Annotated in this window: 16 protein-coding genes and 2 tRNA genes; 4 read left to right on the top strand and 14 right to left on the bottom strand. The window is 62.5% G+C overall.

Features of this window, described 5'->3' with window-relative positions; all coding sequences use genetic code 11:
* Positions 1-283: 283 nt before the first annotated feature.
* The 8 genes from ACZO3G_RS12805 to ACZO3G_RS12770 all read right to left on the bottom strand — a co-directional run bounded on the left by ACZO3G_RS12805 (position 284) and on the right by ACZO3G_RS12770 (position 5,567).
* On the bottom strand, positions 284-523 hold the full coding sequence (locus ACZO3G_RS12805) for a heavy-metal-associated domain-containing protein (protein ID WP_101548569.1): 240 nt from the start codon (positions 521-523) through the stop codon (positions 284-286).
* A 459-nt stretch (positions 524-982) separates the two neighbouring features.
* Positions 983-1,231, bottom strand: a complete 249-nt coding sequence (locus tag ACZO3G_RS12800; RefSeq protein ID WP_101548571.1) for a hypothetical protein — start codon at positions 1,229-1,231, stop codon at positions 983-985.
* 111 nt (positions 1,232-1,342) lie between these two features.
* Positions 1,343-1,570 (bottom strand): hypothetical protein, encoded by a 228-nt coding sequence (locus ACZO3G_RS12795; RefSeq protein WP_199724050.1) that lies wholly within the window; start codon positions 1,568-1,570, stop codon positions 1,343-1,345.
* 13 nt (positions 1,571-1,583) lie between these two features.
* Positions 1,584-1,718, bottom strand: coding sequence for a hypothetical protein (locus tag ACZO3G_RS12790; protein WP_256153159.1), 135 nt, complete (start codon positions 1,716-1,718; stop codon positions 1,584-1,586).
* A gap of 63 nt (positions 1,719-1,781) precedes the next feature.
* Positions 1,782-2,264, bottom strand: coding sequence for a DUF4367 domain-containing protein (locus ACZO3G_RS12785; protein WP_276874259.1), 483 nt, complete (start codon positions 2,262-2,264; stop codon positions 1,782-1,784).
* Positions 2,265-2,394: 130 nt separating this feature from the next.
* Positions 2,395-3,159, bottom strand: coding sequence for an SDR family oxidoreductase (locus ACZO3G_RS12780; RefSeq protein ID WP_101548575.1), 765 nt, complete (start codon positions 3,157-3,159; stop codon positions 2,395-2,397).
* A 17-nt stretch (positions 3,160-3,176) separates the two neighbouring features.
* Entirely contained in the window at positions 3,177-4,226 is a 1,050-nt protein-coding gene (locus ACZO3G_RS12775) for an NAD(P)-dependent alcohol dehydrogenase (protein WP_276874256.1), read from the bottom strand.
* Positions 4,227-4,445: 219 nt separating this feature from the next.
* Positions 4,446-5,567 carry an ROK family transcriptional regulator gene (locus ACZO3G_RS12770; RefSeq protein WP_276874253.1) on the bottom strand — a complete coding sequence of 374 codons (1,122 nt, stop codon included), beginning with the start codon at positions 5,565-5,567 and terminating at the stop codon, positions 4,446-4,448.
* Positions 5,568-5,689: 122 nt separating this feature from the next.
* Between ACZO3G_RS12770 and ACZO3G_RS12765 the strand changes: the two genes are divergently transcribed.
* Positions 5,690-6,040: a helix-turn-helix domain-containing protein gene (locus ACZO3G_RS12765; protein WP_367399604.1), complete on the top strand. Its 351-nt coding sequence runs from the start codon at positions 5,690-5,692 to the stop codon at positions 6,038-6,040.
* A gap of 276 nt (positions 6,041-6,316) precedes the next feature.
* Here ACZO3G_RS12765 and ACZO3G_RS12760 read toward each other — a convergent pair.
* From ACZO3G_RS12760 to ACZO3G_RS12750, 3 genes are all read right to left on the bottom strand, one after another.
* Positions 6,317-6,401, bottom strand: a tRNA-Tyr gene (locus ACZO3G_RS12760).
* 29 nt (positions 6,402-6,430) lie between these two features.
* Positions 6,431-6,506 (bottom strand) — tRNA-Thr (locus ACZO3G_RS12755).
* Between the two features lie 207 nt (positions 6,507-6,713).
* Positions 6,714-7,595 (bottom strand): LCP family protein, encoded by an 882-nt coding sequence (locus ACZO3G_RS12750; RefSeq protein WP_276873898.1) that lies wholly within the window; start codon positions 7,593-7,595, stop codon positions 6,714-6,716.
* A 155-nt stretch (positions 7,596-7,750) separates the two neighbouring features.
* On the opposite strand from ACZO3G_RS12750, the gene ACZO3G_RS12745 reads away from it, so the two are divergent.
* Both ACZO3G_RS12745 and ACZO3G_RS12740 read left to right on the top strand, forming a co-directional pair.
* Complete coding sequence (locus ACZO3G_RS12745; RefSeq protein WP_486847304.1) at positions 7,751-10,042, top strand: hydratase; 2,292 nt, start codon at positions 7,751-7,753, stop codon at positions 10,040-10,042.
* Between the two features lie 12 nt (positions 10,043-10,054).
* The gene (locus tag ACZO3G_RS12740; RefSeq protein ID WP_276873893.1) at positions 10,055-10,546 is read left to right on the top strand and encodes a hypothetical protein; all 492 of its coding nucleotides are present in this window, start codon (positions 10,055-10,057) and stop codon (positions 10,544-10,546) included.
* A gap of 119 nt (positions 10,547-10,665) precedes the next feature.
* On the opposite strand, the gene ACZO3G_RS12735 is transcribed toward ACZO3G_RS12740, so the two are convergent.
* Positions 10,666-11,091, bottom strand: coding sequence for a hypothetical protein (locus ACZO3G_RS12735; RefSeq protein WP_276873891.1), 426 nt, complete (start codon positions 11,089-11,091; stop codon positions 10,666-10,668).
* Between the two features lie 67 nt (positions 11,092-11,158).
* The gene (locus ACZO3G_RS12730) at positions 11,159-11,938 is read right to left on the bottom strand and encodes a peptidylprolyl isomerase (RefSeq protein ID WP_207654169.1); all 780 of its coding nucleotides are present in this window, start codon (positions 11,936-11,938) and stop codon (positions 11,159-11,161) included.
* A 1,132-nt stretch (positions 11,939-13,070) separates the two neighbouring features.
* Here ACZO3G_RS12730 and ACZO3G_RS12725 point away from each other — a divergent pair.
* Positions 13,071-13,385: a DUF1292 domain-containing protein gene (locus tag ACZO3G_RS12725; protein ID WP_121587636.1), complete on the top strand. Its 315-nt coding sequence runs from the start codon at positions 13,071-13,073 to the stop codon at positions 13,383-13,385.
* 260 nt (positions 13,386-13,645) lie between these two features.
* Here ACZO3G_RS12725 and ACZO3G_RS12720 read toward each other — a convergent pair whose 3' ends face one another.
* Positions 13,646-14,353, bottom strand: coding sequence for a tRNA threonylcarbamoyladenosine dehydratase (locus ACZO3G_RS12720; protein ID WP_276873886.1), 708 nt, complete (start codon positions 14,351-14,353; stop codon positions 13,646-13,648).
* Positions 14,354-14,810: the final 457 nt, after the last annotated feature.

The following is a 14,810-nucleotide window of genomic DNA, read 5'->3' as shown; positions in this document are numbered from 1 at the left end:
CTCAAGGGGACTGGCGGAAGTCCCCTTGAGCGCCCTTCTTCCGCCGACTTCTTGGGCGCGCAAGAAGTCGGCCCGCCCGCCGGGGCGGGACCCGGCAATCTTCGCCGCCGAAGGCGGCACATCTGGAGCGGCCCGGAGGGGCGCAAAAAAAGCCCCGCCGGGTGCAGCGCGGCAAATCCAAACCGTCCGCCGGGCGGCAAATCCAAACCGTCCGCCGGGCGGCAAATCAAAAAAGGAACGCCGCCCCGGGGGCGGCGTTCCTTTTGGCTGTCCGAAGCCCGCGTCAGCGGGTCTGAATCTCGCTGGCGTCGGCCGCAATCTGGAAGCCCAGACGATTGAGGCGATGTTCTATCCGGTCGTATGAGGTGCCGGAGCTGTCGTAATCGACCGCGACGAGCCGGTGTTCCGGATTGACGCTGACGGAGGTCACGCCGTGCAGAGCGTCCAGCTCGCGCTTAATGTCCTTCAGAGCATGCTTGCCGCCGAGGTTTTCAACGATAAAATATGCGCTTTCATTTGACATCATAATCACCTCGGGAATAGGATTCCCCGGGGAAATGCAAAGATGCGGGGGAGAAGCGGCGCACTAAAAACTGTTTCTGGTTCCGGAAAGCAGCGGCAGGATGACGATACAGATGAGCAGGATAATCCCCACGCTCAGGGTGATGGTGCTGAGGTTTTGTGAATTTGGCATGGTACGGCCCTCCTTACGCCAGTTTATGCGGGCGCAAAAGGGCGGGTGCAAAAAACAAAAGCGCGGCATGACGCCGCGCTTTTAGAGAAAAGAGGAGGAGTAAGAAAAGTATATGAAAACCCCGTAGGGGAATGGCTGGGCCTGCCGGCGCCCGGCCGGTATTCCGTTCATCCGGCGTCGGCAGATTGATCATGTCTCTATCATAACGGGCAATTATGACGCAGATATTTGAGTTGCGCGAACATTCTGAAAAGGATTTGTGAATCAATTATGAAGGACGGGCGCGGATCAGATATGCCACTGTGTAATATTGCCGTAGAGCTTGTCGTCGGGGGTGCGGCCGCCCGGCCCGAAGACGTTGCGCTTGAGTTCGGCGGAGCCCGATTCCTGCACGTCGCCGAAGACGGGGGTGGGCTGCACGCCGCCCTCATAGGCGATCAGGACGACACGCCTGCCGGTGTCGCGGCTGATCTGTGTTTCCAGCCGTTTGATCTCGGTTTTGAGCCGGTTGGACAGGTCGGCATATTGGTATTCCATCAAAAGTCACCTCGGCAGTATTGTTCGCCGCGGGACGCGAAAAATCAGCGGAAAATCACGGCAAAGCGCGCGGGAGAAAGACGAAAAAAAGCGCCGCGTGGGCGGCGCTTTTCAGGGGTTGGGGTCCCCGACCGAGCCGTCCCCCTTCAACTCGTGGAAAACCTTGTGGTCGTTCCGGCCGTTTTCGATGACCGGGCGGACGTGGGCCTTCCCATGCTTGGCCTTGCCCTGGATTTCAGGGACGGGGGAGACTTCGTTCTTCGGGAAGCGGCTGATGTGGTTGCTTTCCGTCCCGTGCGGCTCGCGCGGGTCGGGGCGGCGCATTCCGGGTTTTGGCATGGCGGTCCCCTCCTTACACGTCGTCCGGTTTGACCGAATGTTTTTTGGCGTTCCGGTTGTGGTTCTGGTTTTCGCGGGTGAGGGGAGTCTGGCCGTTGCACTTTTTCCTGCGGACCTCTTTTTTGTCCGGCTGGCTGTCCTTTGGCATACGATCACCTCGGGAATAGAATTCCCCGGAGGCGGAAAATTAACCGTCCGCGCGCCGCCGAAATCAGTTTTTGACGCTTTCCACAATTTTGACCAGCTGCTCCTTCGAAAGCGGGGAGGCGGCATGGAGGGAATAGGAGAACGCGTCGTCCTGCCAGACGGCGAGCGACCGGGACCCGTCGGCGCCCTTCATGAGGACGGCGTTCCCGTTGACGTCGGCGGTTTCCTCCTCGTCGTAGGCGTTGTAATCGCCGCTGATGTCGGAGCCGTCGGCCTTCCCGCAGCGGTAGGTCAGGTCGTTCTGCCCGTCGGTGTAGATGAGCTGGATGGTGTTTTTCGCGATGGTCGTGACGGCCTCGAGCGCATATCCTTCGGGCAGCCCGGCGGGCGTCGGGATTTCAAATCCTGCGGCGGCCTGCGCGTCCTCGAGCGTTTCATATTCCTCGATGGGGTTCGGAAGCCGGCTCCCGGCGGGCTTCCGCCCCGCACAGGCGGAGAGCATGGACAGGGCGATAACGGCGGCCAGGCAAATTATCCATTTTTTCATTGCGGATGCTCCTTTCAGAGGATAGGTGCCGGAAGCGCGGCGGTTTCCTGCATGGACGCAAAAAAGAAAAGCGGGGCGGTTCCCGGGAACCGCCCCGCCCTTTTCTATGCCTCCGCTTTCCCGCTGCCGCCTACAGGCAGGTATAGCCGCCGTCCACGATCACGTTGCTTCCGGTGGTGTAGCCCGAGGCGTCGCTCGCGAGGTAGAGAAGCGCGGGAAGCAGCTCCTCCGGCTTCCCCATGCGCGCCATCGGGATCATCGGGATCCAGGACTCGCGGTACTCCTCCGGAATTTCGTCGAGCGCGCCCGTCGCGATATATCCCGGGCTGATGCAGTTGACCCGGATGCCCGCTTTGACCCATTCGACCGCCAGCGACCGGGTCATGTGGATGACCGCCGCCTTGGACGCGTTGTAGGAGCACTGCCACTGGGGAAGGTTGACGATCGAACCGGACATTGAGGCCATATTGATGATGCTCCCGCGGATGCCCCGCTCCATCATGATCCGCGCGGCGGCGCGCGCCACAAAAAACTCCCCGAAAAAATTGACGTTCATGACCGTGCGGAAGTTTTCCGCCGGCGCGTCGACCGAGTCCTCGTGGATGCAGATGCCGGCGTTGTTGAACACCACATGCACGGCGCCGGACCGGCGCGCGATCTCGGCGAAGGCGGCGTCGACGGCCGCTTCGTCGGTGACGTCGGCGGCGATCCAATAGCCCCGGCCGCCGGCGGCCGCGATGCCCTCCAGCGCCTCCTTCGGCTCGCTGCGGCAGAGGATGGCCACCTCCGCGCCGGCCTTCGCGAGCCCGACCGCGGCGGTCTTTCCAATCCCCTTGCTCGCCCCGGTCACGACCGCGACCTTGCCTTTCAGTCCAAACAGTTCCTCGACATACATGGCGGTCCCTCCCTTTCCTAATCGGCGACCCTGACGACGCCCTTGACGACCTCGTCCTTGTTGTTGATGCAGATGTCCAGCGCCTCGGGCAGGTCGTCGAACGCAAACTCGTTGGTGACGATCCCGCGGATGTTGATCCGCCCCGTCGCGACCGCGTCGATCGCCATCGGGTAGCAGTGGCGGTAGCGGCAGATGCTTTTGAAGGTCAGCTCCTTGTTGATGGCGGCGGTCATCGGCAGGGTCATCTCCCCCGAGGCGCCCAGCCCCACCAGCACGATGGTCGAGCCCTTCTTCGCCATCTGGATGGCCTGACGGGTGGTGGCTTCGGTCCCGGCGGTCTCGATCACGAGGTCGGTCCCCCGGCCGCCGGTCAGTCTCATGACCTCCTGCACCACGTCCGCCGTCCTCCCGTTGATCACCCCGTCCGCGCCGCATTCCAGCGCCTTCCTCAGCCGTGCCTCGATCACGTCCACCACGTAGACCCTCGACACCCCCATGGCCTTCATCGCCAGCAGGGAGACCAGCCCGATGCATCCGGAGCCGGTGACGACCGCCGTCTGCCCGATGTGCGCCTCCCCGAGGTTGGCGGCATGGAAGCCCACGGCGAGCGGTTCGATCAGCGCGCCCTCCATCGTGCTCACGTTGTCCGGGAGCTTGAAGCAGAGCCCCGCCTCGTGCGCGACGTACTCCTGGAACACGCCGTCCACCGGCGGGGTCGCGAAAAACACCACGTCGGGGCAGAGGTTGTAGCGCCCGGTGCGGCAGAACTCGCAGTGGCCGCAGGTCTTTCCCGGCTCGAGCGCCACCCGGTCCCCGGCCTTGAGGCCGGTTACGCCCGCGCCGGTCTCCACCACGGTGCCGCCCGCCTCGTGCCCGAGCACAAAGGGAGGCTCCACCCGGCAGTCGCCGATTCCGCCCGTCGCGTAATAGTGCAGGTCCGACCCGCAGATGCCGATGTATTCGAGCTTGACGAGCACCTCGCCCGCCTTCGGGCGCGGGATTTCCCGCTCCTCAAACGCGCTCCTGCCGACGCCGGTCATGACCGCCACTTTCATCTTTCCCTGCATATGGGCTTGCTCCCTTCAATAGTTAATTAGGATATTTACATAAAGAATCTAACTATTAAAATACGGGTTTTCCCTCCGCTTGTCAACGGCAAATCCCGCGCGCCGCGCGAAAAAAGGCAAAATCATCGGAATCCACAAAAGCGGCCGCGCCGATTTAGACAAAAAAGCGGGGATCGCTCCCCGCTTTTCCAATTCCGACGATGTGGGACCCGGCCGCGTTCAGATGCTGTTCACGAACGCCTGCACGTGGATCAGCGCCGCGCCGACCGCCGACGCCTCGGTGCGGTAGCGGCAGACCCGGACATAGCCGCCGTCCCTGTCGAACCGGTTCAGGTAGGCGAGCCGGCCGCGCAGCTCCTCCAGCTGGTCCTCCATATACGCGCCCACGTAGCCGCCGAGGATGACCGGGCAGTCGAACGCCATCCGCAGGATGTCCACCCCGGCGGCGAGGTTGTCCAGATAATCCGCCCAGGCGATGCGCGCCTTCGGCGCGCCCTCCCGCAGCTCCCGGAAAAATGCCGGGAGGCTGCCCCCCGCCAGATCGGAGAGCACCGTCGCGGAGCAATAGGCGTCCAGGCAGCCCTTCTTGCCGCAGTAGCAGCGTTTGCCGTCCCGTTCGACCGGGATGTGCCCAAACTCGCCGCCGCGCTGGTTCTCCCCCTTGTAGAGCTGCCCCCCGAGCAGGATCGCGCCGCCCACCGTGTTGCTCAGCGAGAGGTAGAGTGCGTCGGACGGGCTCTGCACGTCCCAGACCTCCGCGAAACCGGCCGCGTTGGCGTCGTTGCAGAAGACGCAGGGGAGGGGGATCGACCTGGAGAGCTCCGCGCAGCGCAGGTTCTGCATCCGCAGCACCCGGGAATCGAGCATCAGGCTGCCGTCGGCCGAAAAGGTCCCCGGCATGGAGACGCCCACGCCCAGCACCCGTTCGGCGGGCGCCGCCGCCTTCCCGATCAGGTCCCGCACCACGCCGGCGAGCGCGCCGGCGTATTCGCCGCTCACCGCAAAGGCGCGCTTCTCCCGGCTTTCGGCGAGGATGCCGCCCTCCAGGTCGACCAGCACGCCGCTGATGTGGTTCGCAGTCAGGTCCAGCCCCACGGCGGTCCGCGCGTCCTTCACGCAGGTGAGCGCGACCGCCTTGCGTCCTCCCGTGGAATCGAGGCTGCCGCCCTCCTCCACCAGGCCGCGGTCCTGCAGGTACCGCACGTTCTGCATCACGGTCGGCATGCTCAGCCCCAGCCGGTGGCAGAGCTCCGGCCGTGAGATGCGCGGATTCTGGTAAATCATCCGGTAGATGCGGTTGCGGTTGACCGTCTTGATCTCCATGACGGATTCTCTGGGCATTTTCTTTTCCCCTTTATGAAAATGATCTTACATTTGATTTTACCCCGCCGCCTCCGGTTTGGCAAGCGCAAAGCGAAAATCACGCGCCGCGTTCCACCCGCCGGTAGAGGATAAGCGCGATAATGCCAGGCATATCTGGCATATTGGTCAAAGAACGGCATGTTTTCCGCCGGAAGAGTAAAAACGGTCAGATATTTGAACTTTTAGCGGCTTCCTTTTTGAACGGACACATAGTAGAATCGAACGAGGCGGCCCGCAGAAAGGGACGCGTCATGTTATCAACGACAATCGGAGTGAACGTCAGAATGAACAGATTGGAATTGGGATGGTCGCAGGAACGGCTTGCTTTTGCTTCGGGGGTGTGCGTGCGCACGATCAGCGCGATCGAGTGCGGGACCGCCAACCCGACTTCGGACGTAATTGAAAGTCTTGCCTGGGCGCTGGGGGTCCCCGTGTCCAGACTTGTCGGATAGAGATTCGCATGGTGTAAACTTCGACGGCGGGCCGCCTTTATTAAGTACAAGTGTCGTATAAGTGTCGTAGCCGCAATCCTGTGCAACTATCGTTGATGCAATAAGAAACCCGCATAGTAGCTTACTATGCGGGTTTTCGCGTTGGTGGAGGAGGGTGTTTCGCTTTTCTGCGGAAAAGCCACGGCGGTTGCGGCCCGCCCCCGGCGGCCCGCCAAAAGCCGCCTTTCGAATCCGCCCGGAAATAAAAAAACACGAGCGTCTTGCGATGCTCGTGTTTGGTGGAGGAGGGTGGATTCGAACCACCGAAGTCACTGACAACAGATTTACAGTCTGCCCCCTTTGGCCACTCGGGAACTCCTCCATATTCAGTTGCGCGCTGTGGAAAAGCGGTGGAGCTGGTGGACGGACTTGAACCCCCGACCTGCTGATTACAAATCAGCTGCTCTACCAACTGAGCTACACCAGCAGATGTAACATCCTCCATAGCGACGAACTTTATTCTATCATAACGCCTGCGGCTTGTCAACCCGTTTTCGCCAAAATTTTGCCATCCCGGCGCGCGGGAAATGCGGGGGCGGGAAACGCCGTCCGGACCCGCCGGACGGCGGCGCGGGAGCGGTCTCCCCGCGCCCGGGAGGCGGTTTGCCGCCTCCCGGTTTCCCGCCCGCCCCGCCTATGCCGCCGCGCCGAAATACCTGCGGATGAGCGAGACATAATCCTCGGAAAGCTCGAGCTCACCCCCCTCGAGCAGCGTGCCCGCGGGCGCGAGGCTGCCCGAAACGTCGGTGTCGAGCCGGGAGATAAAATCGGCGGCGTCGCGGCGCAATTCGTAGTCGGCGGCGGAGACGTCGGTGTCCACGAGGTTGACCGCGAGCTTGAAGAGCCCGGAGGAGAGCTTTTCGCCGGCCGCGTCGAGGTTCTGGTTGACGATGGCGGCCGCGAGGTCCCCGAGCAGCTCGCTTTTGCCGAGCGCGCCGCCCTCGAAGACGGGGCAGGAAAAGACGTCGGCCACGTCCTGCGCGTCGAGGCGGCGTTCCCCGGCGGGGATGTTGATCGAGTAGCCGTCCCGTTCATAGGAGATCGCGTAGGGGAGGGTGAAGACGACGGTGCCCGTCTTCTGCGCGATGCGGATGAAGATGTCGCGCGAGAGGGCGGCGTACCGGTCGACGGTGATGCCCAGACGCTCGGAGAGCGCCTCGCGGACGGAGACGCCGCCCCCGCGCTCCCACGCCTCCGAAAGGGTGAGGCGTTCGCCGCCGAGGGTCACGAGCGTCTCGGGGGGAAGCATCGCGAGGGGCACCTGCCCGTACTGGGGATTGAAGCGGATGAGGAGGAAATCGCCAGCGCTCCCGTCCTGCGACCTGCCGACGACCACCATGGTCAGCGCGTCGCCGGCCATCGGCCGGTAGGAGATCTCGGGCGGGTCGTCGCGGCTGTTCTGGCGGGGCATCGACGGCTGCACCGCCATAACCGTCAGCACCATGATGAAGGCGAGCAGCATGAGCGTCAGCGTGAACGCCAGCAAAAAGGAGCGCCATTTGTTTTCTTCCCGCAAAGGAAATCCCCCCTGTCTACCCAGTAGGATTGGCAGGATTGTACACCGCTTATTCATTGCGCGGGCGGCTTTGATGTGTTAAAATGAGGGACAGAACCTGTTCCGCCGCCGATGACGCGCGCGGTTGATTGAGAAAATATACAGGAGGTAATTTCATGATAAAACTTTACGAAACCGGGGCGTATTATGCGGACGGCAAGCTGATCCCCGACGACGGACATGCCGCCGAAGCGCTGGCGGCGATGGGCAGGGCCGTCCCGAAGGAGGAGGCGCGCAAGCGGACGATCGCGTATTCGATCCTTGAGGCGCACAACACGAGCGGCAATATGGATGATCTGAAGATCAAATTCGACGCGATGGCCTCCCACGACATCACCTACGTGGGCATTGTCCAGACGGCGCGCGCGTCGGGGCTCGAGAAGTTCCCGCTGCCCTACGTGCTCACCAACTGTCACAATTCCCTCTGCGCGGTGGGCGGCACGATCAACGAGGACGACCACATGTTCGGACTCTCCGCCGCCAAGAAGTACGGCGGCATCTACGTCCCGGCCCACCAGGCGGTCATCCACCAGTACATGCGCGAGATGATGAGCGGCTGCGGAAAGATGATCCTCGGCTCGGACAGCCACACGCGCTACGGCGCGCTCGGCACGATGGCGGTCGGCGAGGGCGGCCCCGAGCTCGTCAAGCAGCTGCTCTGCCGCACCTATGACATCAAACGCCCGCAGGTGGTCGCCGTCTACCTGACCGGCAGGCCCCACAGGGGGGTCGGCCCGCAGGACGTCGCGCTGGCGATCATCGGCGCGGTGTTCAAGAAGGGCTATGTGAAGAACAAGGTCATGGAGTTCATCGGCGACGGCATCGCCAACCTGAACGTCGAATACCGCAACGGCATCGACGTCATGACCACTGAGACGACCTGCCTCTCCTCCGTGTGGGCGACCGACGGACAGGTGGAGGACTACTTTGAGATCCACGGCCGCAAAGAGGCGTATAAACGGCTCGCTCCGGGCGACGCGGCCTATTACGACGGGGTCGTCCACGTCGACCTCTCGACCGTCAAGCCGATGATCGCGATGCCCTTCCACCCCTCCAACGCCTATGAGATCGACGAATTGAACGCCAACCTCATGGACATCCTCGCCGAGGTGGAACGGGAGGGCGCCAAGTCGATCGACAACCCCGCCATCCATTTCACCCTGCGCGACAAGGTGAAGGACGGCCGCCTGCTCGTCGACCAGGGGGTCATCGCCGGCTGCGCGGGCGGCACCTACGACAACATCTGCGACGCGGCGGATATCCTGGCGGGCCATTCGATCGGCGCGGACGAGTTTTCGCTGTCGGTCTACCCGTCGAGCCAGCCGGTCTTCATCAGCCTCGTGGAGAACGGCGCGATCGCAAAGCTCATGCAGACGGGCGCCACGGTGCGCACCGCCTTCTGCGGCCCCTGCTTCGGCGCGGGCGACGTGCCCGCCAACGGCGGCCTCTCGATCCGCCACAGCACCCGCAACTTCCCCAACCGCGAGGGCTCCAAGCCGGGGAACGGCCAGATCGCGTCGGTCGCGCTGATGGACGCGCGCTCGATCGCGGCCACTGCGCTCAACCACGGCGTCCTCACCCCGGCCACCGACCTCGATATCGGCTTCACCAAGCCCAAGTACGTCTTCCACGGCGAGGTCTACGACAACCGCGTCTATGACGGCGTGGGCCGCGCGCAGCCCGAGCTGCCCCTCAAGTTCGGCCCGAACATCGCCGACTGGCCGGAGATGTCCCCGCTGATCGAGCACCTGCTGCTCGACGTGGACGCCTTCATCACCGACCCGGTCACCACCACCGACGAGCTGATCCCGTCGGGCGAGACCTCCTCCTACCGCTCCAACCCGCTCAAGCTGGCGGAATTCACCCTCTCCCGCAAGGACCCGGCGTACGTCGGGGCCGCGAAGAACTCCCAGAAGTGGGAGACGCTCCGCCGCGAGAAGGGCACCGCCTTCGACGACCGGTCGCCCGACTGCCCGATCCACAGGATCCGCGCGATCGACGGCTTCCAGGAGGTCGACGGCGGGACGATCGGCTGCGGCTCCCTCGTCTACGCGGTCAAGCCGGGCGACGGCTCGGCGCGCGAGCAGGCCGCCTCCTGCCAGAAGGTGCTGGGCGGCTGGGCCAACATCGCCCGGGAGTACGCCACCAAGCGCTACCGCTCCAACCTCATCAACTGGGGCATGCTGCCCTTCGTGGTTTCCGGCGAGCCGCCCTTCGCGAAATATGACGCGGTCTTCATCCCCAACATCCGCCGCGCGGTCGCGGAGAAGCAGGCGGAGATCACCGCCTACGCCTTCACCGGGGAGGGGACGAAGCCCTTCACCCTCACGCTCGGCGATTTGACCGACGACGAGCGGGACATCATCCTCGCGGGCTGCCTCATCAACTACTACCGCGCGCAGAACTAAGGAGGGACCCGTATGTTCCGGAATCCGGCGAGCTTCCTGAAGGCGTTCTTCGGCTTTTTCACGGCGTTCGGCGCGGTGTTCCTCGCGATCGGCCTGGGCGTCGGCTTCACCGCGCCGGACGGGATCATTTTCCTGCTGGCCTTCGGGCTGGCGGGGCTGACCTTCCTGCTTGTGGGCGCTATCGGTCTCGCGGTGCTCGCGCGCAAGGCGCGCCTGCGCCGCTGGCTGCTCGAAAACGGCCGCGCGCTCAACGCGGATTACGACGGCTGCGGGCTTCAGACCTCGCTGGAGATGAACGGCAGGCACCCCTATGTGGTGCACTGCCACTATACCGACTCCGCCACCCGCACGATCTACAACTTCCGCAGCGAGGGCCTGTGGTTCAACCCCGCCTCCCTGCTGGAGGGCCGCCGCACCGTCCGGGTGCTCGTGCACCCCGACGACTACCGCAAATATTACGTCGACCTCGGCGACCTCACCAACGGCTACAAGGTCGTGGGGTAGCCGGAGCCAAAATGCATCAGGCGCCTTTCCCGCGCAGACAAAAAAGAGACCGCCGCCGGCGGTCTCTTTTTATTGCGGCATATGCGGGAGCGCGTACCTCTCCGGATGCGCTTCCGGCCTCACATCTGGAACTGGAAGGTATCGGTCGTCCCCTGGTAGGTGCGGTAGAAGACGGGGTTGTCGTGCGTCCGCTCGATGTCGCCGAAGTCCGCGCCGTCCTTGAGGAAGTGGATTTTGAAGTTGAGCGGGTAGGGGGGCTCGGCAAAGACCTCGTCGATGAGGTAGCTGGCCTCAAAGGCGATCGTATCGAACATGTCCTCGTCGGACGCGCCGCCGGAGGGCAGGTCGATCGTCAGCTCGACGTTGAAGGAGCCGTCGGACGCGTCGGTGACGGTGGTCGCCTTGGTGGCCTCGGCGTACTCGCCGGGCATCTTTTCCGTGAGGAAATCGGTGACCTTCCGGGTCTTGGAGCCGCCGCAGGCGGCGAGGGAGAGGACGAGCGCCAGCGCGAGCGCGAGCGCCGCGATGCGTTTGACATGGTTCATGAAAAGCGTCTCCTTTACATAAAAACGCGGGACGCGTTGGCGTCCCGCGCTCAGTTTCTGTCTGCGATCAGAGGGTGCCGAGTTCGACGGAGGTGATCACGACGTCCTCGGTGGGCTTGTGGTCCGCATCGGTGGGGACGGCCGCGATCTTCTCAACGACGTCCATGCCCTCGATGACCTGGCCGAAGACGGTGTCGCGCGCGTCGTAATTGGGCACGCCGCCGACCTCGAGGTATTTCTGGATGACCTTCTCGGGGAAGCCGCCGTCGAACATCTTGTCGCCGAGCTCATCGGTGATGCGGGAGTTCTGGACGATGAAGAAGCGGCTGCCGTTCTGGCCGGGGGTGCCGCCGTTATCCATGGCGACGGCGCCGTTGAAGTGCCAGAGGTTGAGGCTGTACTCGTCCTCAAACGGCTCGCCCGAGGCGCTTTCGCCGCCGCTGCCGTTGTTGTCGGGATCACCGGTCGCGACGTGGACGCTCGGCACGGCGCTGTAGACTTTCAGTCCGTTGTAATAGCCCTTTTCCACGAGGGCCTGGAAGTTCTCAACAGCCTTGGGGGCCTCCTTGGGGAAGAGCACCATCTTGATGTCGCCGAGGGACGTTTTGATGGTCGCGATGGGGGAACCGGCCTCCGGCGTGTTGAACTGGACCAGGTCGATGGCGGATTCATCGATCTCCATGTTGTGGGCGTAGATCTCGGCAGCGGTTTCCGGCATGCTTTCCGGTCCGCTGGTCTCCCCGGACGGGGCGCCGGACTCGGGGGAGGGCTCCTCCGATTTTTTGCAGCCAACCATCAGCGTGGAAAGCATCAGAACCACGCAGAGCAGCAGGGCGATTTTTTTCATAATGATGTTACCTCCATGGTTTTATACAGATCTTCCGAAGGACATGGATTGCTCTTCATATTTTACCACATAATCCGCCAAAATCAATCTCCCTGCAGGATATTCATAGTAAGTTTACGTTTTGGCAATGAATCGGCGGGCGAGGCCGCGGGGCATGCAAAAGCGGCGCCGATGATTACCGGCGCCGCTTGATTTTTTTGACATGTGGCCTGCCGCGATCCCTTCCCACAGCCTCTTTCGGCCGTGGCGGGCCGTGGCCTGCCGCTCTGTTGGAACCTCGTACATCTATATGCAAGTAACACTCGAAAACATTCGCTGCGGTTACGATCACAGCTTTTGGACCTTCTTTACGATCCGGTTTTGATTGCCCTTATGCAGTTCGATGACGCAGAATCCATGCTCAGTTCTGGAATATGACCCTTTGCTGCTCAACCGTAAAGGATGCCTGCAACAATGCCTGGGTTCCCTGGACTGAACGTTATTTGATTGTAGGTCGAATCATTCACATTGCCGGCGTTTCCGAAGCCCTTCACTCGACCCCGGCGGCGCCGGTGGGATTTTGCCTGGTGCGGTTGCTTTGATAGGATGCGTGCGGTAAACCCGTTTTACGATTGGGACCTGGAATCACAGATTATTTGTCTTGCGCGGAATGAACTCGCCTCTTACGATTGAGCATCTTCCTTTCGGGATTCCCTAAAGGGATCTCTCACAAGCACCAAATTCAAGTTGTTTTCAGATTTACAGATTTTACTCCGGATCATCTTTGAAAATCGACAGAAACTGTGATTGCAGCTGTCCTGAAAACTGCTCCTAGGAAAGCCTGCCCTTGGGCGAACAGTCCCTCAATGCAAATGAGAAACTGTGTGCTTCATCGTACATCGGAACCACCGCCTTTCTATGAATATTGGTATCATGTTCCTCTCTTCTGTATCTATATTATAAGCAATTTGTTGGGGAATGTCAATATGATTTTTTCAAGATTGAAAAGAAAATATATACAACTTGTACACAATGAAAACCATTTGACATTTGCTTCCCAATGGATTATCATGTTATCAAACAGGGATGACAACCGGGCCTTCCGCCCGATTTTTGAGGGGGAATCCACCCCCGGAAAAGGAGAACGGTTTCTATGGCAAACGAAGAGTTCGGCGCCGATCTGATCACGCTGGTTGACGATGAGGGCCACGAGCATGAATTCGAGATCGTCGACACCCTCGAGCTCGGCGAGCAGCACTATGTGGCGCTGGTCGCGGATTGCGGCGAAGAGGACTGTGACTGCGAGGACGACGGCGAGCTGGTGATCCTCAAATCGGTCATGGAGGGCGAGGAGGAGTTCCTCGAGGCGATCGAGGACGAGGCCGAGTTCGATCAGGTCGCGGCGATCTTTATGGAGCGCCTGTCCGACAGCTTCGAGTTTACCGGCGGCGAGGACGGGGAAAACTAATGCCGTAACTCCCTGCCGTACCCGACAGTTCTGCCCTTTATACTCCAACAACTGTACTTTGGGAGTTCCTTTCCGCGTGCGGAGTGCAGACCTCCCCATCTCACGATGGGACGAAGGGAGCTGGAAACACGCGATCGGGCGTACCCACTCTTGTCTAACGACGGGGGTTTACAGCTGGCAGGACATCGATACGGCGGGGTTTTTACATGTAAAGAACGGGCGCCTTCCAGTTTTGGAAGACGCCCGTTTTTTTGTTTCCTCTAAAGCCCCAGCAGGTCGCGGACCGCCCGGGAGGCGAGCAGGAGTCCGGCCGCGGGCGGCACGAACGCGATGCTTCCCGGCGCGTGCCTTCCGTGCTCCCCGGGGCAGACGGCTTTGGCGGGCTCCTCGACCGAATAGAGCACCGTCTGGCGGGCCACGCCGCGCCGTTTCAGCTCCCGGCGCATCACCCGCGCGAGCCCGCAGCCGCAGCCGGCCGTGTCCGCGATGTCGCCGATGCGCAGCGCGCCGGGGTCGAGCCGGTTGCCGGTGCCCAGGCACATGTAGAGCGGGACCCCGCGCCGGGCGCAGGCCTCCGCGAGATGCAGCTTGGCGGTCACCGTGTCGATGCAGTCGAGCACGAAATCGGGTCTCCAGTCAAAGAGAAAGCCGCTGTTGTCCGGCAGGTAGAATTCGTACGCGGCGGTAAAATCCCCCGCAGGGTGGATTGAACCCAGTCGGCGCAGCTCGGCATCCGCCTTGCGCATTCCGACCGCGTCGCGGGTCGCCACGAGCTGACGGTTGAGGTTCGTCTCGTCCACCGTGTCGTGGTCGACGAGCAGCAGGTGTCCGACCCCCGCGCGGCAGAGCGCCTCCGCCGCCGCCGAGCCGACGCCCCCGAGCCCGAGCACTGCTCCCCGCGCGCCCGCCAGGCGCGCGGTGTTCTCCTCCCCGATCAGCAGCGCGGTGCGCGCGAGCCAGTTTTCCATTGCAGCACTTCCTTTTTGTTTTTGCCGCTCAACGAGCGGCGGAGGATGTCGGTGGCCGACCGACGGCGGTTTTAGATTGTCCGCTTATCGAGCGGCAGAGTTGCCGGGTCCCGCCCCGGCGGGCGGCCCCATTTCTTGTACGGACAAGAAATGGGGGAAAGAAGCCGCAGGGGGCATAGCCCCCTTGACCCCCGCGCCGCCTCCGATTGGCCTGCGGCCAAAGTCGGCGGCGCCCTGGTCACGGATCAGCGAACGAGCCTATAGCAACCAGCCCGCCGCCGCGCCGCGGGCGCAATGCCTCTGCCGGCGAGTCTCCGGAACCGTACCGGGGGTGCTCCCGGGGAGGCACGGCCGTTTTTGCGTGGCGCGCAGCGCCCACGGGGAGGCGGAAAACTGCGCGGCTTCGCCGCGCACGCGCGCAGCGCGCGCGAACGCCCGGAACGGGCGTTGTTTTCCG

It is taken from the genome of Anaerotruncus sp. (assembly GCF_057433415.1).
This window is presented reverse-complemented; position numbering and strand designations above follow the sequence as displayed.